Source organism: Bacillus sp. BC08 (genome assembly GCF_054326875.1).
The window spans coordinates 344,566-367,735 of record NZ_JBTGPA010000027.1 but is presented as its reverse complement, the minus strand read 5'-3'; the positions used below and the strand labels follow the sequence as shown (position 1 = coordinate 367,735).

The 23,170-nt window shown below is 34.5% G+C and carries 19 protein-coding genes; 16 read left to right on the top strand and 3 right to left on the bottom strand.

Annotated features, from left to right (window positions below):
• The first annotated feature begins 77 nt into the window (after nucleotides 1-77).
• The 3 genes from parE (at nucleotide 78) to ACXVYO_RS08050 (ending at nucleotide 5,683) form a co-directional block, all read left to right on the top strand.
• On the top strand, nucleotides 78-2,042 hold the full coding sequence (gene parE / locus ACXVYO_RS08060; RefSeq protein ID WP_458466611.1) for a DNA topoisomerase IV subunit B: 1,965 nt from the start codon (nucleotides 78-80) through the stop codon (nucleotides 2,040-2,042).
• A gap of 1 nt (nucleotide 2,043) precedes the next feature.
• Nucleotides 2,044-4,467 (top strand): DNA topoisomerase IV subunit A, encoded by a 2,424-nt coding sequence (parC, locus tag ACXVYO_RS08055; RefSeq protein WP_458466610.1) that lies wholly within the window; start codon nucleotides 2,044-2,046, stop codon nucleotides 4,465-4,467.
• Nucleotides 4,468-4,651: 184 nt separating this feature from the next.
• A complete protein-coding gene (locus ACXVYO_RS08050; RefSeq protein WP_458466609.1) occupies nucleotides 4,652-5,683 on the top strand; it encodes an oxidoreductase in 1,032 nt (343 codons plus the stop codon).
• 56 nt (nucleotides 5,684-5,739) lie between these two features.
• On the opposite strand, the gene ACXVYO_RS08045 is transcribed toward ACXVYO_RS08050, so the two are convergent.
• A complete protein-coding gene (locus tag ACXVYO_RS08045; protein ID WP_458466608.1) occupies nucleotides 5,740-6,183 on the bottom strand; it encodes a VOC family protein in 444 nt (147 codons plus the stop codon).
• Nucleotides 6,184-6,242: 59 nt separating this feature from the next.
• Between ACXVYO_RS08045 and ACXVYO_RS08040 the strand changes: the two genes are divergently transcribed.
• Nucleotides 6,243-7,211 carry a helix-turn-helix transcriptional regulator gene (locus tag ACXVYO_RS08040; RefSeq protein WP_458466607.1) on the top strand — a complete coding sequence of 323 codons (969 nt, stop codon included), beginning with the start codon at nucleotides 6,243-6,245 and terminating at the stop codon, nucleotides 7,209-7,211.
• Between the two features lie 93 nt (nucleotides 7,212-7,304).
• Here the strand turns inward: ACXVYO_RS08040 and ACXVYO_RS08035 are convergent, their stop codons facing one another.
• The gene (locus tag ACXVYO_RS08035) at nucleotides 7,305-7,907 is read right to left on the bottom strand and encodes a TetR/AcrR family transcriptional regulator (protein ID WP_458466606.1); all 603 of its coding nucleotides are present in this window, start codon (nucleotides 7,905-7,907) and stop codon (nucleotides 7,305-7,307) included.
• A gap of 155 nt (nucleotides 7,908-8,062) precedes the next feature.
• Between ACXVYO_RS08035 and ACXVYO_RS08030 the strand changes: the two genes are divergently transcribed.
• The 10 genes from ACXVYO_RS08030 to ACXVYO_RS07985 all read left to right on the top strand — a co-directional run bounded on the left by ACXVYO_RS08030 (nucleotide 8,063) and on the right by ACXVYO_RS07985 (nucleotide 19,906).
• A complete protein-coding gene (locus ACXVYO_RS08030; protein WP_458466605.1) occupies nucleotides 8,063-8,956 on the top strand; it encodes an ABC transporter ATP-binding protein in 894 nt (297 codons plus the stop codon).
• Entirely contained in the window at nucleotides 8,949-9,755 is an 807-nt protein-coding gene (locus tag ACXVYO_RS08025) for an ABC transporter permease subunit (protein WP_458466604.1), read from the top strand. The genes ACXVYO_RS08030 and ACXVYO_RS08025 overlap by 8 nt, the downstream gene beginning before the upstream one ends.
• Before the next feature lie 50 nt (nucleotides 9,756-9,805).
• Nucleotides 9,806-10,177, top strand: coding sequence for a VOC family protein (locus ACXVYO_RS08020; protein WP_458466603.1), 372 nt, complete (start codon nucleotides 9,806-9,808; stop codon nucleotides 10,175-10,177).
• Nucleotides 10,178-10,304: 127 nt separating this feature from the next.
• Entirely contained in the window at nucleotides 10,305-10,838 is a 534-nt protein-coding gene (locus ACXVYO_RS08015) for an RNA polymerase sigma factor (protein ID WP_458466602.1), read from the top strand.
• Nucleotides 10,839-10,850: 12 nt separating this feature from the next.
• On the top strand, nucleotides 10,851-11,849 hold the full coding sequence (locus ACXVYO_RS08010; protein ID WP_458466601.1) for an anti-sigma factor: 999 nt from the start codon (nucleotides 10,851-10,853) through the stop codon (nucleotides 11,847-11,849).
• Between the two features lie 17 nt (nucleotides 11,850-11,866).
• Nucleotides 11,867-12,904 carry an LCP family protein gene (locus ACXVYO_RS08005; RefSeq protein ID WP_458466600.1) on the top strand — a complete coding sequence of 346 codons (1,038 nt, stop codon included), beginning with the start codon at nucleotides 11,867-11,869 and terminating at the stop codon, nucleotides 12,902-12,904.
• A gap of 347 nt (nucleotides 12,905-13,251) precedes the next feature.
• Nucleotides 13,252-14,964, top strand: coding sequence for a peptide ABC transporter substrate-binding protein (locus tag ACXVYO_RS08000; protein WP_458466599.1), 1,713 nt, complete (start codon nucleotides 13,252-13,254; stop codon nucleotides 14,962-14,964).
• A gap of 375 nt (nucleotides 14,965-15,339) precedes the next feature.
• Nucleotides 15,340-17,046, top strand: coding sequence for an ABC transporter substrate-binding protein (locus tag ACXVYO_RS07995; RefSeq protein WP_458466598.1), 1,707 nt, complete (start codon nucleotides 15,340-15,342; stop codon nucleotides 17,044-17,046).
• Nucleotides 17,047-17,330: 284 nt separating this feature from the next.
• Complete coding sequence (locus ACXVYO_RS07990) at nucleotides 17,331-19,037, top strand: peptide ABC transporter substrate-binding protein (protein WP_458466597.1); 1,707 nt, start codon at nucleotides 17,331-17,333, stop codon at nucleotides 19,035-19,037.
• 149 nt (nucleotides 19,038-19,186) lie between these two features.
• Nucleotides 19,187-19,906: a class I SAM-dependent methyltransferase gene (locus ACXVYO_RS07985; protein ID WP_458466596.1), complete on the top strand. Its 720-nt coding sequence runs from the start codon at nucleotides 19,187-19,189 to the stop codon at nucleotides 19,904-19,906.
• 43 nt (nucleotides 19,907-19,949) lie between these two features.
• On the opposite strand, the gene ACXVYO_RS07980 is transcribed toward ACXVYO_RS07985, so the two are convergent.
• The gene (locus ACXVYO_RS07980; RefSeq protein ID WP_458466595.1) at nucleotides 19,950-20,324 is read right to left on the bottom strand and encodes a hypothetical protein; all 375 of its coding nucleotides are present in this window, start codon (nucleotides 20,322-20,324) and stop codon (nucleotides 19,950-19,952) included.
• A gap of 134 nt (nucleotides 20,325-20,458) precedes the next feature.
• On the opposite strand from ACXVYO_RS07980, the gene ACXVYO_RS07975 reads away from it, so the two are divergent.
• Together ACXVYO_RS07975 and ACXVYO_RS07970 are read left to right on the top strand one after the other, a co-directional pair.
• The gene (locus tag ACXVYO_RS07975) at nucleotides 20,459-20,794 is read left to right on the top strand and encodes a hypothetical protein (RefSeq protein WP_458466594.1); all 336 of its coding nucleotides are present in this window, start codon (nucleotides 20,459-20,461) and stop codon (nucleotides 20,792-20,794) included.
• 250 nt (nucleotides 20,795-21,044) lie between these two features.
• A complete protein-coding gene (locus ACXVYO_RS07970) occupies nucleotides 21,045-23,144 on the top strand; it encodes a vWA domain-containing protein (RefSeq protein WP_458466593.1) in 2,100 nt (699 codons plus the stop codon).
• Nucleotides 23,145-23,170 lie beyond the last annotated feature (26 nt).

The window sequence follows — 23,170 nt, the reverse complement described above, 5'->3', positions numbered from 1 at the left end:
TTGCCAAAACTATAGTCGAGGCGTTATTCTATAATAGAAACATATGTTCTGATTTGATTAGGAAAGGGGCAAGGAGTTTGGCGAAGCATCAGTTCCAATATAATGAAGATGCAATTCAAGTGCTAGAAGGACTTGAAGCCGTTCGAAAACGCCCGGGTATGTATATCGGGAGTACGGATAGCCGTGGATTGCATCATTTAGTATATGAAATAGTAGATAACTCCGTTGACGAAGCGTTAGCGGGATTTGGTGACGAAATTTCAGTCGTAATACATAAAGATAATAGTATTAGCGTTATAGATAAAGGGCGAGGAATGCCTACGGGAATGCATAAACTTGGGAAACCTACACCTGAAGTTATTTTAACTGTACTTCATGCTGGTGGTAAGTTTGGTCAAGGTGGTTACAAAACGAGCGGTGGTTTACACGGTGTTGGGGCATCAGTAGTAAACGCCTTATCTGAATGGTTAGTCGTAACGATTAAGCGTGACGGAAGTATTTATGAACAACGCTTTGAAAATGGCGGTGTTCCTGTAACGACGCTTGAGAAAATCGGAAAGACGAAAGAATCTGGTACGACAATGCATTTCAAACCAGATACAACGATTTTCAGCACAACAAATTACAATTACGAAACATTATGTGAAAGATTACGTGAATCTGCATTCTTATTAAAAGGGATGAAAATCTCAATAAAAGATGAGCGAAATGATTTAGAAGATGTCTTTCATTATGAAACAGGAATCGAAGCTTTCGTTTCATACTTAAACGAAGAAAAAGATTCAATCCATCCGGTAGTATATTTTACTGGTGAACAAAATGGAATTGAGGCAGAGCTAGCATTTCAATTTAACGATGGCTACTCAGAGAATATTCTTTCGTTTGTAAATAATGTACGTACAAAAGATGGTGGAACACACGAAGCTGGGTTTAAGACAGCAATGACTCGTGTGTTCAATGAGTATGCTCGTAAAGTTTCACTTTTAAAAGAAAAAGATAAAAACTTAGAAGGTACAGATATTCGTGAAGGTGTAGCGGCTATCGTTTCTGTACGTGTACCAGAAGAAGTACTTCAGTTTGAAGGACAAACGAAGGGAAAACTAGGTACAAGTGAAGCTCGTTCTTCAATTGATGCCATTGTATCAGAGCATTTAGCTTACTTTTTAGAAGAAAACCCGGATGTTGCTACACTTCTTGTGAGAAAGGCAGTTAAAGCAGCGCAAGCACGTGAGGCTGCTCGAAAAGCGAGAGAAGAAGCACGTACTGGTAAAAAGAAAAAGAAATCAGAAGGTACATTAAGTGGTAAGTTAACACCTGCACAATCACGTAACCCGCAGAAAAATGAACTGTACCTAGTGGAGGGTGACTCTGCTGGTGGTTCAGCGAAACAAGGTCGAGACCGACGTTTCCAAGCGGTATTACCGTTACGTGGTAAAGTAATCAATACAGAAAAAGCAAAACTTGCTGATATCTTTAAAAATGAAGAGATTAATACAATCATTTACGCTATTGGCGGTGGTGTAGGGAATGAATTTGCTGTTGAAGATATTAACTACGATAAAGTTGTAATTATGACCGATGCCGATACAGATGGTGCGCACATTCAAGTATTGTTATTAACGTTCTTCTACAGATATATGAAACCACTTATCGAAGCTGGCAAAGTATTTATCGCACTTCCACCTTTATATAAAGTAAGTAAAGGAAAAGGGAAAAGTGAAGTAATTGAATATGCATGGTCTGATGAAGAATTAGATGGTGTAACAAAAAAGGTTGGTAAAGGCTACATGCTGCAGCGCTATAAAGGACTTGGCGAAATGAATGCAGATCAATTATGGGAGACAACTATGAATCCTGAAACACGTACGTTGATTCGTGTGAAAATTGACGATGCATCAAGAGCGGAGCGCCGAGTTACGACATTGATGGGGGATAAAGTAGAACCTCGCCGTAAATGGATCGAACGAAATGTACAATTTGGTATGCAAGAAGAAGGAAATATTTTAGAAAATGAAATGATTATGGAGACGGAGGTGGAATAACATGCAGGCAGAGAAGTTTCATGACCTCCCGCTTGAAGACGTGTTAGGTGACCGCTTTGCACGTTATAGTAAATATATTATTCAAGATCGCGCGCTTCCAGATGCGCGTGACGGTTTAAAACCTGTACAGAGACGTATTTTATATTCTATGTATGTAGAAGGAAACGTACATGATAAAGCATTTCGTAAATCAGCTAAGACAGTCGGTAACGTTATTGGTAACTACCATCCACATGGTGATTCCTCTGTATATGAGGCGATGGTACGTTTAAGTCAAACTTGGAAAGTACGTAATGTTTTAGTTGAAATGCATGGTAATAATGGTAGTGTTGATGGCGATCCAGCAGCGGCAATGCGTTATACGGAAGCTCGATTATCACCAATTGCATCTGAGTTATTACGTGATCTTGATAAAGAAACAGTGGAATTTGTGTCAAACTTCGATGATACGAGTGAAGAACCTGTTGTACTTCCAGCGATGTTCCCGAACTTATTAGTGAACGGATCTACAGGGATTTCAGCTGGTTATGCAACAGAAATTCCTCCGCATCACCTTGGGGAAGTAATTGATGCGACGATGATGCGTATTGATAAGCCGAATAGTACTGTTGATGATTTATTAACAGTTATGAAAGGGCCAGATTTCCCGACCGGTGGTATTATTCAAGGGATTGATGGCATTAAAAAAGCGTATGAAACAGGAAAAGGTAAAATTATTATTCGCGGAAAAGCGGAAGTTGAAACGATTCGTGGTGGTAAGCAACAAATCGTCATTACAGAAATTCCGTATGAAGTAAATAAAGCAAACCTTGTTAAAAAAATGGATGAATTACGTCTAGATAAAAAACTAGATGGAATAGCTGAAGTACGTGATGAGACAGATCGTACAGGTCTTCGCATCGTTGTAGAGCTGAAAAAAGAAGTAAATGCTGAAGGTATTTTAAATTATTTATATAAGAATACAGATTTACAAATTCCATATAACTTTAATATGGTAGCGATAAATAATCGTCGTCCGACACTTATGACATTACCTAAGATTTTGGATGCATATATTGGGCATCAAAAAGAAGTCGTAACAAAGCGTTCTCAATATGAATTACGAAAAGCAGAAAATCGTCAGCATATTGTTGAAGGTTTAATGAAAGCATTATCAATTTTAGATCAAGTAATCGAAACAATTAGAGCTTCTAAAGATAAACGTAATGCGAAAGATAACTTAAGTGCCAAATTTGGTTTTACAGAAGCACAATCAGAAGCAATCGTTTCGTTGCAATTATATCGTTTAACAAATACAGATATTACAGCACTAGAAAAAGAAGCGGATGAATTAAGTACAAAAATTGCAGAATTACAGTCAATTTTACAAAGTGAAAAAAGACTTCTTCAAGTTATTAAAACAGATTTGAAGAGAGTAAAGAAAACATATAGTGATGATCGCCGTGCTATTATTGAAGAACAAATTGAGGAAATTAAAATCGATGTGGAAGTTATGATTCCGCAGGAAGATGTCATCGTTACTGTAACGAAAGAAGGATATGTGAAACGAACAGGTTGGCGTTCACATAATGCATCGAACGGGAAAGACTTCGGTATGAAAGAGGGTGACATCTTACTGGAGCGATTCGATACGAATACGACAGAGACAGTCCTCTTATTTACGAATAAAGGAAACTATATATATCTGCCAGTATATGAAATGCCAGAAATCCGTTGGAAAGATTTAGGTCAACACGTTGCGAATCTCGTTTCACTTGAGCGAGATGAAATGATTATTTGGGCGACCGTCGTACCGAATTTTGAAGAAGAAAAACGATTTATCGTATTTGTAACAAAGAATGGCATGATTAAGAAAACAGAATTAAACCAATATAAAGTACAGCGTTATTCAAGGGCGTTCGTGGCTGTAAACTTGAAAAAAGATGATGAAGTAGTAGATATATTTGCGACAGATGGAACGCGTGATATCGTTCTTGCAACCTATGGTGCATATGCACTTATTTTCCATGAAGATGAAGTAAGTCCAGTTGGTGTAAGGGCCGCTGGTGTGAAAGCCATTAATTTAAAAGAAGATGACTATGTTGCTTCTGGTAAACCGTTAAATGGCGAAAAAGATCAACTTATTCTCGTAACGCAGCGTGGTGCTGTAAAACGTCTAAAAGCATCAGAAATTGAGAAATCAACGAGGGCGAAGCGAGGTCTTGTTATTTTCAAAGAGTTAAAACGTAATCCATACCGTATTGTCGGTATTGAAATTGTTCGAGACGATGAACTAGTTTACATGAAGACAGAGAAACACATTGTAGAAGAAATTGATCCGAAAGCGTATCGAAATAAAGACCGGTATAGTAACGGTAGTTTAGTACTAGATGTTAATGATACTGGTGAAGTTATTGAAACGTGGACGAAAAAACGACCGGAGTAAAGTGAAAGCATCTTGCTATGAATAATAGCAAGATGCTTTTTTCTAGGCAAATTATTATGTCCATAACAATAATCTTGTTATAATAATTGAATGAAATCGTTCTCATAAAGTGAAACTTTAATCAGTGAGTATTTTCTTTATCCCGACTGATTATTAGTTGAAGCCGGACAGATGGAGGGGCAACATGAAAAAAATAGGTGTAGGGATTGTAGGATTTGGGTTTTCTAGTACAACATTTCACATCCCATTATTAGAAACGATAGAAGAATACGATATCCGTGCCGTATTATCTTCAAAAGAAGAAGTAGTAAAAGAAACATTACCGAATGCTAACGTTGTTAGTACAATTGATGAATTGGTGAAGCGAGCTGATATTGACTTAGTGGTCATTACTTCACCGAATACAACTCACTTTCCATATGTAAAAGAAGCAATTTTACATGGTAAGCATGTAGTTGTGGAGAAACCATTTGTTGTTTCAATTGAAGAAGGAAAAGAGCTTATTTCGTTAGCAGAGCAACATAATGTGGTATTAAGTGTATATCATAATCGTCGTTTTGATAATGATTTCTTAACGATAAAGAAATTGTTAGAAGAAAATAGAATAGGGAATGTATATGCATATGAAGCGCATTTTGATCGTTTCCGTCCACATGTGCGCGACCGCTGGAGAGAAAAAAACTTACCAGGATCAGGAATATTATATGATTTAGGCTCGCATTTAATTGACCAAGCATTATCATTATTTGGGAAACCAGATGCAATAAGTGCAGATGTGATCAAACAACGACCAGGTGCAGAAATTGATGATTACTTCCATGTTATACTTCACTACGGTGTGAAACGTGTCACTTTACATAGTAGCAGTTATGTTAAGCAAGCAGGTCCACACTTTACACTGCATGGAGATAAAGGTTCTATCGTGAAATACGGTATGGATTCACAGGAAGAACAATTAAAAAATGGAATGAAGCCAGGCGATAACAGTTATGGAGTAGACGTTGAAGAGAATTTTGCTACTTTAGATGCTGAAGAACAGCTAGAGTGTATTCCGACAGAAGTTGGCTGTTATGACATGTACTATAAAGGTGTAAGAGATAGTATTGTAAATGGCGAGAAACCACCTGTAACAGCGCAAGAAGGCTTAGAAGTTATTCGACTTATTCAATTAGCGATTGAAAGTAGTGAAACGGGTAGAGTCATTTCTATAAAATAAAAAAGACACGAATTTCGTGTCTTTTTTATTAGGAAAATGTGAATATGACTAATTATTTAGCCTAATCGTTTGTCATACATTAACTGGATTTGTATGCCGTATGGATCTTCAATAATACCATATGCTTCACTAAATATATTTTTTTCTAGCGGAGAGATTATTTTCACGTGCTTATCGGAAATTAAATTATTATAAAATCTTTGTATTTCTTCTAAATTAGCGCTTTGAATGCAAAGTGACATATTATTACCAACGTTATAACGTTCAGTAGGATTCATTGTATCTTCTGCTATCATTAGCTTTGTATTTCCAATTTGTAAAACAGAGTGAGCAATATGATCTTTATTTTCATTTGTAATTTTAAAAGAACTATCTCTTTTCGCCAGTTCTTCATACGTAACAATCATTAACTGCTTAGCTTCTAAATTGCGTGTATAAAAATTAATTGCCTCCTTTGCATGCCCATTCATTGAAAGAAAAATAGCTATTTCTAATGTCATAAATTTATAACTCCTTTATTAGTTAATAATTATAATATAGACTAAAAAGGTTTCAATACATGACACCTTTTTGGGAGGGAAATATGAAAAAAACGGAACGAATAAATGATATGCTTATTTACTTAAATAATAAAAGATATTTTAATTTAAAGGATTTAATGGTTAGATATGATATTTCTAAAAGTACCGCGTTGCGAGATATTCAATCACTGGAAGAAATAGGTGTACCGATATATTCTGAACTAGGTAGAAATGGAAGTTACAAAATTATAGAAAATAGTGTGTTATCGCCAATTTATTTTAGTGTGGATGAAATGTATGCGTTATATTTTTCGATTCTTACACTAAATGGATACAAGACGAAACCATTTAATATAGAAAGTATTGCACTTGAAAATAAATTTAAACATGTATTACCGGATAATGTGAGTAAAAATATTTCGATTATGGAGCGAACGCTTTCCTTTGAAGTAACAAATCATAGCAATTTTAGTCCGTACTTAAAAGAAATTTTACAGGGGATTTTTGCTGAGCGAGTTTATCATTTAACATATTTAAAAAAAGATGCGGAGAAAGTATTGGTCGCCCAATTTATTCGAATCGAATCTAAATTTGGCCAGTGGTATGCTAAAATCTTTAACTTTGAGACAAATCATGTTCAAATAATTAGATGTGATAAAATTGTTTCTATTGAGGAAACAAGCAATACGAATCCAAAAAATCTTGAAGAGTTGTTAAGTTATCTTACTAATTTTCATAGAAAGCCTGATGCAACTGATTTTATTGTCATTGTTAATCAAAAAGGAAAAGACATTTTTGATAAAGAGAATTATCCTTCCATGAAGATACAAAAAGAAAATGAAAATTATAGTATAACAGGCTATTTTAACAAGCAAGAAGTTGAGTTTATTGCAAGTTACTTTCTGAATTTCGGTGAAACAATTATCTCAATTCAGCCAGTTATGCTAAAAGAGTTAATCTATAATAAGGTATTATCTATAAAGCAGCATCTAACTTCTTTAAGATAAAGTTAGTTTTAATCATTTTTTTGACATGAAAAAGCCCTTGAGATTTAAATATCTAAAGGGCTTTTTTGTGATGGTATTTGTTCTTTAGAAACATTATTTTTCTGGGACGGACAGTCCATAAAAGAACATCGTAACGATATCTTGTATATGTTTTTCGCGATCTCCTTCAAGAAGCTGTGCCCCGAAATCATCACCTAATTTAGTGAACATTTGAATGTATAGCAACATCATTTCTTTAGTAAGGTGAGGGTTAATTTCATTTTTTTGCTGTGCTTGTTCTAATATTTCTAAATACCAAGGCAGGATTTTTTCGTTTTGATAACTATAAATAAAATCGCGGAGCTCTTCATCTCTTTGCATCATTTGTAGTAACATATCCGGCTGAAATAACCCACCAGTACTCATTTTTCTTACAATCATTTTTTGCATCATATCATGAAAAGGTAATTTTTCCGCTGCAAGATCTTTATAATATTGAAATTCAGATATAATAAATTCTTGTATAAGCTCTCGAAATAACGCATCTTTACTTCCGAAATGATTATAAATGGTAACTTGAGAAACGTTTGCTTCTTTTGCAATATGTTCTATTTTCACTTCATTAAATCCACGTTCTGAAAATAATAAGAAGGCTGCCTCTTTAATGGCACGTTTTTTCTTTTCTTTCACTTTTTCAAAGCCGTTCAATGCAATCACCTCAATTAAAATATACAAGAAAAAATAATGGAAAACAATATTTTTGAAATATGGACATATAAATATTTCAAAAAGTTGTTGCGAATATGAAAGATGAGGAGTACAATAATTTTGAAATATCACATATTAAATATTTCAAAAAATGAGGTGGAATTATGATTTCAGTTCAAAATGTCACAAAACAGTTTTCAAATGGAAAAGGTTTGTTTCATATTACATTTGATGTAAAAGAAGGGGAAGTATTCGGTTACTTAGGACCAAATGGTGCCGGGAAATCCACAACAATTCGTAATTTAATGGGATTTATAAAACCGACAGATGGTAAAGCGACAATTTTTGGATTAGATTGCTGGGATGAAGCAGCGAAAATTCAAAGAGAAGTTGGCTATCTACCAGGAGAAATCTCTTTTATTGAAGGAATGAATGGATTAGAGTTTTTAAAATTAATGCAAGGAATGCGCGGTTTAAAGGATACGAAAAGACGAGATGAATTAATAGAACGTCTGCAATTTGATGTGAAAACACCGATTCGAAAAATGTCTAAAGGTATGAAGCAAAAAGTAGGGATTGTTGCAGCTTTTATGCATGATCCAGAAGTGTTAATTTTAGATGAACCGACATCAGGGCTCGATCCACTTATGCAGCAAGTATTTATAGATTTAATAGTAGAGGAAAAGCAAAGAGGAAAAACAATTCTTATGTCGTCGCATATTTTTACTGAAATTGAGCGTACGTGTGATCGAGTAGCAATTATTAAAGATGGTCGCCTTGTAACGATTGAAAATATTCATGATTTACAAAGTATGAGACGACAGGTAATAGATGTAACCGTATCATCGCAAGAAGAGATTGACTCTCTTACACAATGTAATTTGCAATTTGAAGCGGTGAAAGGAAGAGAAGCGTCGATTATCGTACAAGGAAACTATCAAGCTGTTTTACAAACACTTTCAAACTATAATGTAACGGCACTTCAAACGAGAGCTATGGATTTAGAACATTTATTTATGCATTATTACGATAAGAAAGAAGGGGTAAAGCATGAATAAACAATTGTTTTTAGCTAGTTTGAAAGAAACACAAAAAAGTATTTTGAGTTATGCAACTGGTGCAGCTTTATATTTATGGTTGATAATTTGGATCTTCCCTTCAATGGTATCGGCGAAAGGATTAAATGAATTAATAAGTGCTATGCCTGATAGTGTGAAAAAAATTGTTGGCATGGAAAGTCCGATTCAAAATGTAATGGATTTTTTAGCTGGCGAATATTATAGTCTATTGTTTATTATTATTTTAACAATTTTTTGCGTAACAGTTGCAACGCATTTAATTGCTCGTCATGTAGATAAAGGAGCGATGGCATACTTGCTAGCAACGCCTGTATCTAGAGTGCGAATTGCAATCACACAAGCGGCTATTCTTATATTGGGACTTCTGATTATTGTAGCTGTTACGTATGTAGCGGGTATAGTAGGTGCAGAGTGGTTTTTAGAAGATAATAACTTAAATAAAGAATTATTCCTGAAGATAAATGTAGTTGGAGGGCTCATATTTTTAGTCGTTAGTGCTTATTCATTTTTCTTTTCTTGTATATGTAACGACGAAAGAAAGGCACTTAGCTACTCAGCAAGTTTAACAATTTTATTTTTCGTAGCGGATATGGTAGGTAAATTAAGTGATAAGTTAGAGTGGATGAGAAATATATCATTGTTTACGCTATTTCGTCCGAAAGAGATTGCTGAAGGAACGTATAATATATGGCCAGTGAGTATAGGTTTAACTGCTGGAGCACTTTGTATTTTCATAGTAGCGATTGTAGTGTTTAAGAAGAGGGATTTACCGTTGTAAAGTAGAAAGTCCACTGAGAAAGTGGGCTTTTTTTGATGAGGAGGAAACGAATGAATCATTTGTTCCGGGTGCAGCTATATGTAAATGATATCGAAAAGTCATTATTGTTCTATGAAGAAGTAATTGGTTTAAAGTTGTATAAAAGAAGTATGCATGGAGCTCGTTTTAATCATGACCAGTTTTCTTTATTATTAGTTAGTGATTCAACATTGAATGGAAATCACTATTTTTACAATCGAAAAGAAACGAAGGGGAATGGCTTTGAACTAATTATTGTTGTCAATCGGATTGAAGAAGTATATGAACGTTGTAAAGAGAAGCGGTGCACAATACAAGAAGAAATTCAAACTTACCCATGGGAGATGAGGGGATTTAAAGTGGTCGATCCAGATGGATATTTCCTTAGAATTACATCTGAGTAAAGGTAAACATGAAAAATGTTTATCTTTTTTTATGGAAATATTCAAAAAAATGAACCTTTTTCTAGGCTCATCCGTCTAATACATGTAAAGTTAAATTTGAAGTGAGGATGAAACAGGAGGAGCAATTGTGAAAGTAATCCCTTTATATAAAATGATTGTAAAAGAAGAAACCGATGTTTCTTTAGCGAAAAAAGGTGATCATGAAGCGTTTATGGCGCTTATACATACAGAAAAAGTGAAGATGTATCGCATTGCAAAGGCAATGTTACGTGATGAGACAAATATAGAGGATGCGATACAGGCAACAATTTTAAAAGCCTATGAAAATATAAAAAAATTAAAAAAAGAAGAGTTTTTTCAAACTTGGTTAATTCGAATTCTGATAAATGAGTGTAACAATATTATTAGGTCATACAAAAAGATAATGGTAATAGAAGAAAATGATTACAATATGAGTGCTTACGATCAGTATGAAGATATAGATTTGTGCAATGCGATTCAATCATTACATGAAGAGTTAAGAGCTGTTACGGTGCTTTATTATTATGAAGATATGAATCAAGAGAGTATTGCCAAACTTTTAGAAATACCAAAAGGAACAGTAAAATCGAGATTGTCACGTGCGAGGGAACAACTGCAAAAACAATTAAAGATGGAATAGGGGGTGTATAGGATGGATAACGAAAAATTATTTGATGAAAAATTAAAAAAGAGAATAAAAGGAGAGAATGTGATAGTACCGCCAGAGTTAAATGAAAAGATTAATAGTACCCTTCATAATCTCCCGGTAAAAAAGAAGGGTTACAGAGTTTATATGATGGCTATAAGTGCTGCGGTTCTAACACTTTCAATTGTGTCTATGTCGGAGTTTTCTGATGAAATTTTTGCTCAAAATGGTGGAGTATTTGAATATGTAAAGAAAAAGGCTTTTTCTGATTATGAAAATGAAGAAGAAATAAAATCGAACGTAAATTATCCAGATAAAGAAAAAATTCATGCAAAGATGCTGGATTCTATTGATCATTTTAAAAATATTTCAGGACAATTTGAGGAATATTCTAGCTCGTCAAGAATTGCTACAACATACAAATATGCGATTGATACGGAGCGACAAAGTGGTATCTCTTCGAAAGAAGATAAACTAGCGAAAAAACGAACAATTATATATAACGAGGGCAAGAAAAAAGAATTTGATGATGAGAAGTATACATATAAAGAGACAAAATGGAGCCCGAAAGAAAAAAACTATGAGCTATTAAAATTAAATCCCACAGAAAGGTTATTGAGAAAATCAGGCGAGAAAAAAAGATACGATGATGAATATGTGGGATTTGCTAAGTATAGTATTCAATCAGAATTTGCTGATCTATTAATTCGATATAAAGATTGGAATTATAAAGAAACGAAGTATCTTGGACTGGATTGCTACAAAATAGAAGGGACAATAAACATAGAAATGCCTGTAAGTACATCTGAAGATTTAAGAGGGAAATTTGAAATGGTTGTAGAGAAAAATACAGGGATTATGCTAAAGTTCCTTAGTTTCCACGAGGGTATGATTCAATATTCGATTACGACTGAATGGATACAAATAAACAAAGGGTTGAAAGAGAATGTGTTTCAAAAGGATAGCGCTATGTATGAAAAATTGAAAAATATATTAGATGAATAGAAAATGGAGGGAACTATATGGAGAATACCTCTTCTTCAAGAGAAAAGAAAAATAAAAAACAATATAAAAAGACAATGCTAATAAGTGTATTGTTAGTAGTATTACTATTTGGCGGAGTGGGATATGGTGCTTATGTGTATATGAAAACTTCTAATCTCGTACAAAAGTCTAGTTTGAATTTAGCGCGTGGTGAAAAATCTAATTTACGTGAGAAAGCCGTAAAACCAATTGCAAATAATGTTTCACTTTTAATTATGGGAATTGATGAAAATCAAGAACGACAAAAGGAGTATAATGGTGCTTTTCATACAGATGCACTACTGTTAGCTACTTTTAATAAAGATGATAAGACAGTGAAATTAACGAGTATACCACGTGATACATATACATATGTTCCAGTTGAAAAGAAAAAAGATAAAATAACACATGCATATGGAAGTGGTTTCGTTAAAAATGGTAAAGATGGAGGACCACAAGCTTCAGTGGAAGCGGTAGAAAAAATGTTACAAGTACCTGTTGATTATTTTGTGAAGTTTAATTTTAATGCATTTACTAAAATTGTTGATGGAATAGATGGGATTGAAGTAGATGTTCCAGTTGAATTTACGGAGCAAAATAGTAAAGATGAACCTGACGCAATCCATTTGAAAAAAGGACTACAAAAATTAACAGGGGAAGAAGCACTTGCACTGGCAAGAACGCGTCATATTGATAGTGATGCAATGAGAGGTCAGCGCCAACAGCTTGTTATTGAAGCGATGTTAAGTAAATTAAAAAGTGTAGGTTCGATTACGAAACTAGAAAAAATGGTTGAGGCGGTTGACGGTGATTTTAAAACAAACTTAGTAATGGATGATATTTTATCTTTTTATAAGTACGGTTTAAACGGTTCAGTTGAAAAAATTCAATTAGCTGGTGATGATTTGTATTTACCTAATGGTCCAAATGGGCAACGTGTATATTATTATAATCCTAATAAAAGAGATCTACAGAGTTTGAGTAATACGCTTAGAACACATCTAGGATTAAGTGAAAAGCAGATTGAAGAGAATTGAAGCAGGCGTAATGTCTGCTTTTTTATTTTTGTAGAAAAGAGGTTTGTTACGATATACATTATTTATTAACAATAATTTACAAGTATTTTATAGTGAAAGGATATAAAGACTATTAAATCAATACATAGAATTCAATGAGATATAGTGTTTCGAAAGATTATGGAATTTTTATGAATATTACTGTAAAAAAATAATTTTTTAAAAATTTTCAATAATAACACTTTACAAAACTCAAAAAATTAGTAGAATAATAGTTAATAAGAATCTTCTGATAAATATATAAAGAAAAACAGAATTATCAGAAAATTCTTAAATGAGAGCGTTAAGAATTAGGGAGGGTACAGAAAGTGAAAAAGAAAAAAATGAAAAAACTAACAGCAGTTGTAGCACCAGTTTTAGCAATGAGTATGGCATTAACAGCATGTTCTACATCAGGCGGAGATAAGAAGACAAGCACAAATTCTAGCTCTGGCGGAGATAGCAAATCAGAAGAAAAATTAGCAGCGAAACAAGTACTAAATCGTACGGAAACAAATGAGATTCCGACAATGGATACTTCTAAAAATACTGATACATTAGGTTCTCAAATTTTAGGGAACACAATGGAAGGTTTATATCGATTAGATAAAGATAACAAACCAATCCCAGCCGCGGCAGAGTCAAGCACGAAGAGTGAGGATGGTAAAAAATATACATTCAAATTACGTAAAGATGCAAAATGGTCAAATGGTGATCCTGTAACAGCGAAAGATTTCGTATATGCTTGGCAACGTTTATTAGACCCAAAAACAGCTGCTGAGTATGCATTCATTGCATTCCCAATTAAAAATGCAGAAGCCGTTAATAAAGGGGAAAAACCTGTAACAGAACTAGGAGTAAAGGCAGTAGACGACCTTACTTTTGAAGTTGAATTAGAACAAGCAGTACCATACTTCTTAAACTTAGTAGCATTCCCATCGTACTATCCATTAAATGAGAAGTTCGTAAAAGAAAAAGGGGATAAATACGGTTTAGAGTCTGATACTACAGTATATAACGGACCGTTCGTTCTTACTGATTGGAAGCATGAGCAAGGCTGGAAACTAAAGAAAAACGATCAATATTGGGATAAAAAGACTGTAAAACTAGATGAAATTAATTATAGTGTAGTAAAAGAAGTAGCTACAAGAGTAAACTTATATGATACAAATGCAATTGATTTCGCGCTATTAACAGGTGAATTCGTTGATAAGTATAGAAACAATAAAGAAGAGTTTGGCTCATACTCACAAGTAAGTACTTACTTCTTACGTATGAATCAAAAACGTGGTGGACAAGATACACCGTTAAAGAGCCAAAAATTACGTGAAGCAATCGCATTATCAATCGATAAAAAGAATTTATCAAACGTTATATTAAATGATGGATCTAAGCCTGCGGACTTCTTAGTACCGAAAGGATTAGCAACTGGACCAGACGGTAAAGACTTCCAAGAAACATTTAAAAATGGTATTAAACCAGATGCGAAAAAAGCAGCAGCTGCATGGAATGAAGCGAAAAAAGAGCTTGGGAAAGACCAAGTTACAATTGAGCTATTAAACTATGACACTGGTAATGCGAAAAAAGTTGGTGAATATGTAAAAGATCAAATTGAGAAAAACTTAAAAGGTGTAACTGTTAATATTAAACTTCAGCCATTCAAACAAAAGCTGAAATTAGAAACAGAGCAAGACTATGATATATCATTTGCTGGTTGGGGACCTGACTACGCTGACCCAATGACATTCTTAGATATGTTCCAGTCTAATCATTCTCATAACCAAATGAGCTTCGCTGATTCAAAATATGATGATATGATCAAAAAAGCTGGCGGAGAATTAATGGGTGACGCGAAGAAACGTTGGGAAGAGCTAGGAAAAGCTGAGAAATTACTTCTTGAGCAAGATGTAGCACTTGTACCTTTATACCAACGTGGTGATGCATACGTTCAAAAACCAAACGCAAAAGGCATCGTTCACCATAACATTAGCCCAGAGTATAGCTTCAAGTGGGCATACATGACTGAAAAAGATGGAAAATAATTTTAAACAGTAATACTATCTTTAAGTGGATATATACACGTTTCTTAGCTTATTTTGTAGTGAGAATCTCATCGTCCACAATAGTAAGATAAAATGATAGAGCATTTCAAAAGTAGACTATTTACTTTTGGAATGCTCTTTTACTTTGAGATTAAATGTAAATCAATCGATAAATATAAGGAAGTATTTGTATTGTGATAATTGTAAAAAATACTTGTTATTATCACAAAAAAATAATTTTTAGAATATTTTAAAAATAACTTTACAAAATCTGAAAAATTAGTAGAATATTAATTAATAAGAATTTTCTGATAACTGGTTATTAGAAAATCTATCAAAATTAGTTTCGTACATATAATTGGGGAGGGTACAAAAATGAAGAAAAAGATGAAAAAGTTCACGGCGGTTGTAGCGCCAGTTTTAGCGATGAGTATGGCGTTGACAGCGTGTTCTGGATCTGGTGGGGAGAAGAAATCAACTACGACGTCTAGTGGTGGTGGGGAAGAGAAAAAATCTGAAATTAAATACGCAGCAAAACAAGTGCTAAATCGTACAGAGAATCAAGAAATTCCGACGATGGATGTTTCAAAATCTACCGATACATTAGGTTCTCAAATTTTAGGAAACACAATGGAAGGTTTATATCGATTAGATAAAGATAATAAGCCAATCCCAGCTGCTGCAGAATCTAGTACGAAAAGTGAGGATGGCAAAAAATATACATTTAAATTACGTAAAGATGCAAAATGGTCGAATGGTGACCCTGTAACAGCGAAAGATTTCGTATACGGTTGGCAGCGCTTACTCGATAAAAATACAGCTGCAGAATATGCGTTTATTGCTTTCTATATTAAAAACGCAGAAGCAATTAATAAAGGTGAAAAACCTTTAACAGATTTAGGAGCAAAAGCGGTAGATGATTACACGCTAGAAGTAGAATTAGAAAAACCAGTACCATATTTCTTGAATTTAATGGCATTCCCATCTTACTATCCATTAAATGAGAAATTCGTAAAAGAAAAAGGAGATAAGTTCGGTTTAGAAGCAGATACAACGTTGTATAATGGACCGTTCGTTATGGCTTCATGGAAACATGAACAAGGATGGCAGCTAAAGAAAAATGATAAGTACTGGGATAATAAGACTGTAAAATTAGAAGAAATTAACTACAGTGTAGTAAAAGAAGTTGCTACGAAAGTAAACTTATATGATACAGGGTCAATTGATTTCACATTATTATCAGGAGAATTCGTTGATAAATACAAATCGAACAAAGAGGAATACGGTGAGTATTCAGAAGCGAGTACATTCTTCTTGCGTCTAAATCAAAAACGTAACGGACAAGATACACCGTTAAAGAGCAAAAAACTTCGTGAAGCGATCGCATTATCAATTGATAAAAAAGGATTAGCAACTGTTATTTTAAATAACGGTTCAAAAGCAACAGATCAATTGGTACCAAAAGGACTTGCGACAGGGCCAGACGGTAAAGATTACCAAGATACATTTAAAAACGGTCTAAAATATGATCCGAAAAAAGGTGCAGCAGCTTGGGAAGCAGCGAAAAAAGAACTTGGAAAAGACCAAGTGACAATTGAATTACTAAGTTATGATGATGGAACTGCGAAGAAAATCGCTGACTACTTTAAAGATCAAATTGAGAAAAACTTAAAAGGTGTAACGGTTAACACGAAAATTCAGCCGTTCAAACAAAAATTAAAATTAGAGTCAGCACAAGATTATGAAGTTTCGTTTGCAGGTTGGAGCCCAGATTATTCAGATCCAATGACATTTATTGATATGTTTGAATCGAAGAGCCCATATAACCAAATGAGTTATTCGAATCCAAAATATGATGAAATGGTTAAACAAGCGGGTAATGAATTATTGTCAGATCCGAAGAAGCGTTGGGAAGCTTTAGGGAAAGCAGAAAAATTATTCCTTGAAGAAGACGCAGGATTAGTTCCTTTATACCAAACAGGAAGAGCGTATGTAATGAAGCCGAATGTAAAAGGAATTGTGAAACATAACATCAGTCCAGAATATAGCTTTAAGTGGGCTTATGTAACGGAAGGGAAATAATAAAAAAGAGCGTGTTCAAAGTAGAAACATTACTATTAACACGCTCTTTTTCTATTCAATTAAATAGAGAAGAATAAGAAAAGTAGTACTGACATATAGTAGATGGGGGAGAATTCGTATAGTAGTAATAGTAAAATACATAGTTACTATGAAAATAAAATAATGGAAACTTTAAAAATGAGGATAATTACCAAGATGTTAATTGGTGAAAAAGCATTAATAACTAAGTTCATAGAAAATCTCTCAAAGTTAGTTTCGTACATATAATTGGGGAGGGTACAAGAATGAAGAAAAAAATGAAAAAACTAACGGCAGTTGTAGTGCCAGTTTTAGCAATGAGTATGGCGTTAACAGCATGTTCTTCTGGATCTGGTGGGGAGAAGAAACCGACTACAACGTCTAATAATGGCGGGGAAGAGAAAAAATCTGATATAAAATATGCAGCGAAGCAAGTGCTAAATCGTACAGAAACGAATGAGATTCCGACGATGGATACTTCAAAAAGTACAGATACACTTGGCGCACAAATTTTAGGGAATACGATGGAAGGTTTATATCGCCTTGATAAAGATAATAAGCCAATACCAGCTGTAGCAGAATCTAGCACAAAAAGCGAGGATGGTAAAAAGTATACATTTAAATTACGGAAAGATGCAAAATGGTCAAACGGTGATCCAGTAACAGCGAAAGATTTCGTATTTGCATGGCAACGTCTCGTAGATCCAAAAACAGCTGCGGAGTATGCATTTATTGCTTACTATATTAAAAATGCAGAAACAATTAATCAAGGAAAAGCAGAAGTTGCTACATTAGGTGTAAAAGCAGTAGATGATTATACGCTTGAAGTGGAACTAGAAAGACCGGTACCATATTTCTTGAACTTAATGGCATTTGCGTCATACTATCCATTAAATGAAAAGTTCGTAAAAGAAAAAGGGAATAAATTCGGTTTAGAGTCTGATACAACAGTATATAACGGACCGTTCGTTCTTACTGATTGGAAACATGAGCAAGGCTGGAAATTAAAGAAAAATGAGCAGTATTGGGACAAAAAGACTGTAAAACTAGAGGAAATTAACTATAGTGTAGTAAAAGAACCAGCTACGAGAGTAAATTTATATGATACAGGTGCAATTGATTTCGCACTTTTATCAGGTGAATTTGTTGATAAGTATAGAAATAATAAAGAGGAGTTTGGCGCATATTCGGAAACAAGTACGTTTTATTTACGTCTAAACCAAAAACGTGGTGGGCAAGATACACCGTTAAAGAGCAAAAAATTACGTGAAGCAATTGCATTATCAATTGATAAGAAAGCTTTAACGAATGTCATTTTAAATGATGGTTCAAAACCAGTGGATTACTTAGTACCAAAAGGTTTAGCGAGTGGGCCAGACGGTAAAGATTTCGCAGAAACGTTCAAGAATGGTTTAAAACAAGATTCCAAAAAGGCAGCAGCAGCTTGGGAAGAAGCGAAAAAAGAACTTGGAAAAGATCAAGTCACAATTGAACTGTTAAATTATGATACTGGTAATGCGAAAAAAGTTGGGGAGTATGTAAAAGATCAAGTTGAAAAGAATTTAAAAGGCGTGACAGTAAATATTAAACTGCAACCATTCAAGCAAAAGTTGAAATTAGAATCAGACCAAGATTATGATTTTTCATATGGTGGCTGGAATCCAGATTATGCGGATCCAATGACATACCTTGATATGTTTGAAACGACAAATTCTCAGAACCAGATGAGCTACTCAGATTCAAAATATGATGACATTATTACTAAAAGTAAGACAGAATGGATGGCTGATGCAAAAAAACGTTGGACAGAGTTAGGAAAGGCTGAGAAAATATTACTTGAAGATGATGTAGCGCTTGTACCTTTATACCAAAGTGCTAAATCATATGTTATGAAACCAAATATAAAGGGAATTGTGAAACATAATATTAGTCCGGAATATAGTTTCAAATGGGCGTATATTGAAGAGAAATAATAAAGTGAAACTTTAATCAGACTGCCCAGCAAATGGCAGGATAGAAGAAAAAGCATTTTCAAGTTGCGGTATTAGAGCACTTGAAAATGTTTTTTTCTGTGCACTTTTCTTTCATCACGGAATATATAAAATAAAAAAGGGAGAATCCCATGAAACGAAACACATACATCGATTTCCTAGCTTATTATGGAATAGGAAGTGCTCACCCTGGCGGTTTTACGTTAACAAAACAATTGTTAGCACAACTACCTTTTAAATATGGAGCTAACGTCCTTGAGATAGGCTGCGGTACGGGGAAAACAGCAGCGTATATGACAAAAGAATGTGGTTATAAAGTAACGGCGGTTGAAAAGAATGAGATTATGATTCAAAAGGCGAAAGATAGATGGTCGTTTGAAGGAATAGACATTCAATTAATTGAAGGAAATGTAGAGCAATTACCTTGTTTGCATGAATCATTTGAGTTCGTACTCGGAGAATCGATACTCGCTTTTACGGAGAAAGAAAGGGTGATCTCAGAGTGCTATCGTGTATTACAGAAGGATGGCAAGCTAGTTGTCATTGAAATGATTATTGATAGGCACATTGAGAAGAGTGAGGAAGGAAAAATTGCCCGATTATACGGGATGAAAGAACTATTAACTGAGAATGAATGGGTACAATTATTTCAGAAAGCAAATTTTAAAAGAATTACAATTGCTGGCGGTGGTACAATTGCAGAAACGATCTCGGGCTATATAGAAGAGCCAGAGTGGAATGTATCCGCGCATATTCCAAATGAATTATATGAGGCATGGGTGCAGCATGAAAATGTACGACTTATGTACCAATATATTTTAGGTCATCGTATTTTTATATGTGAAAAATAAAGAAAGAGAGTTGGCTAAAGGTAGTCAACTCTTTATTATTATGTTAAATGAAAAATAATGCAGCTAATGTAATTCCAAAGATGAAACCAAATCCGAGTTCAACGCCCCAGCCACAACCGCCACAATTACCGCAACCACGACCGCCACATCCACATCCACTGAATCCACCACCACAACCAAATCCGCAGCTATCACATCTGCTAATGCCTCCGCAAAGATCACAGCCACCGTTTGCATAAGCGTCATAGTATCCAAATCCTGTATCAAAAGATGAGCGCTGTTGCACTGGTTCAATCCATACAGAGCTTTTTGTCACATCAATTATTTTTCCTAAATGAATGCGACCATCACGATCTTCAATTCGAACGACTTTACCGAAATAACGTTGGCACGTATCGTAACATTTTTGTCTATGCATGTTCTTTCCTCCTTCCCCATTACAGTAATACGATATGTAAAGGGGACAAGTGCGGCTTGTACGAATGCCCTATCTATCATAATTGTTATAGGAAAGGGGAAATATAGGAAGAGGATATATAAGGAGGAAAAGGCATGAAATCTACAGATCAGTTTCAGACATACGAAGTACCGTGGGAAGGATTTATTGAAGCATTGCGAGAAGAAATGAAGAAGCAAGTAGGGGCAGATATAATTGATACAGTAGTTTGCAATTTAGAAGATGGCTTTGAAGTATATACATATGTGCAGGGGGATTTGGAGTTTGAATACAAGGAAGCACTTGAAAGAAAATACGGAAGCGATGCAAAAACTCCTAATGTGTTAACGATTATGTTATTAGCTAGTATTTATAGTACAAGTGAAGAGAATATACGCTTGCATGCGGATAATAAAGATAATCCGGTTGTTGAAGTGTATGTGAAGCAATAAATCAAACTTTTTGATATATGTTTTCAATACGAAAAGTAGGAAAAGTCTGTTTTAAGTGTAGAGCTTAAACAGGCTTTTTTACTTATGGTATCGGATAAAAAACGCTAGAAGGAATAATATTTAGTTTATATAACCGTTTACATAATAAAGTTATGCTATGTTAGTTGTCCTAAAATACAAGTCATATATCTTGTTTCCTCTCATAAATTTAAACATAGGAATTTGTCTACAAAGGTGGCGAAGCCTCATCATGAAAATTCGAATTTGTGCCACATTCATGTTGTTTCTATTTATATGGTTACATCCGTTTTGGACTTTTGCAAAAGGAGAGGAGGCAAAGGAAAGGGTCGTTTCACTTGTATATGATGATTCGGGCAGCATGAGAAATAACGATCGCTGGAAATATGCCAATTACGCTTTGCAAAGTTTAGTTGCGCTATTAGATGAAAAAGATAAATTTTCGTATGTTCCAATGAGCAAGCCGAATGATCCATTAAACATTTCGTTAACGAAGGATAAGAGACAAACAGAAATTGAGGGAATTGGGGCATGGAAAACGTATTTAAATACTCCGTTTAGCGCAGTAGAAACGGCGATGCAATCTATAAAAAAGGAAGCAGATATAGATGGAAAACGTGAATTTTGGCTTATTGTCTTAACTGACGGGGCATTTAATGATTTAGAGAAAGATAAGGTTGGCGGAAAAGAACAAATTACACAGAAGTTAGCACAATTTAAGAAAGAAATGGATGCAAAAAAGATATCGTTACATCCAATTTTAATTACGATGGAAGAGGATTTAGGGCAGCAAGAAAAGGCACAACTAAATACGTTTAAAGAGATATGGAAGAAAGAGATAAATGGAGTTACGATGCCATCTAGTGGAGAGGATGGTATTGTAAAAAGCGTCAATCAAGTGGCAGCATTAGTTGCAAATCGTGATCCGTTCTCTTCTGTTGAATCGATTGTAAAAACGAAAGTAGTAGGGAAGAAAGTAGAGATTACAACACCATTTCCATTAAAGCGTATGACACTTGTACGACAATCGCCTTCTTTGTCTAATTATCAGGTCACACAAATTTCTGAACCGTTACAATTACAATCTTCCTTTTCCATACATGCACCAGGAGAAGCAAAATTATTCGGAAATATAGTTCATATCAGTACGGAAAATCAGGAAGTTATTAAACCAGGAACTTATACGATAGAGGTGGATCGAGATATTGAGAAAGAAGGACTACAAGTACTAGTTGAACCAGCGCTTAACTATACAGTTTCTACTTATGACAAAGATGATCGTAGTCAAAAAAATGTGGGGAAAATGTATGAAGGTGTTACCGCGGTTATTGAAGCGAAGCCGACTGAATTACCAATTCAGTCTTCATATTTTCAGGCAGAAGTAGAAATAGACGGAAAACAGTACCCGATGAAGTGGGACGATAAAAAACATGTATTTTACTATGAAATGAAGATTGATAAAGGATTAGTGCGCGGGAAAGTTCATATGAACATAAAGGGATTTTACAGACAGACGAAAGAATTTAAAATCGAAGTAACGGAAAAACCAAAATTATCACTGCAAACGATAACGAAAGATTATGAAGAAAAAGTAACAAATTTAGAGAATAGTAAACCGTTTATTATACAACCACAGTTAGATGGTAAGCCGATGACCGAGGAGGCTGTAAAGAAACTATTAAAATCTACTGGTGTCACATCTAAACAATCAATCAACTATGAAATAAAACAACATGGTAATCAAATTTATATTTATCCTCGACCTCATTACTCCGACACATTCAATTTCACAGATACCGGCACCGTAGAAGCTACCATCGTAGTGCAAGATTCAAAATTACAAGAAGTAAAGAAAAATATATCACTTCATATTCAAAATGCACCATTTTATGAAAAATATGCGCTTATTTTTAAGTTTGTTATTCCTATCACTTTATTACTGTTAGTAGTAGGAATAATCGTTTTAGGATGGATTGTCCGTCCAAGATTTCACAGGAAAGCACTATTGTATTACGAATGGGATCAAGAGGTAGCGAAAGATTGGTTATATCAATCTGAACCAGAGTTACTTAAAAATAAATGGTGGAAGCACTATTTTGGCATTCCGTTTAGAGCAGAAAGAAAGACTGTGCAATCCGTTACGTTTATAGCAAAGAAAGGATCGAAATCGATATTTGTAGCGAAAGAGTCACAAGTAGTAGGAATGATTATTGATGGGATGTTTATAACAGAGGATGAGGTTGGAATGGAACATAAGACGCTATATCCAAATGAACTTTTAGTAATTGATAGAGGGTATGGTAAAGAAATTTACAAATATGAGTGTGAATAGTAGGTAGGGAAAATAAGGGAGTCTTA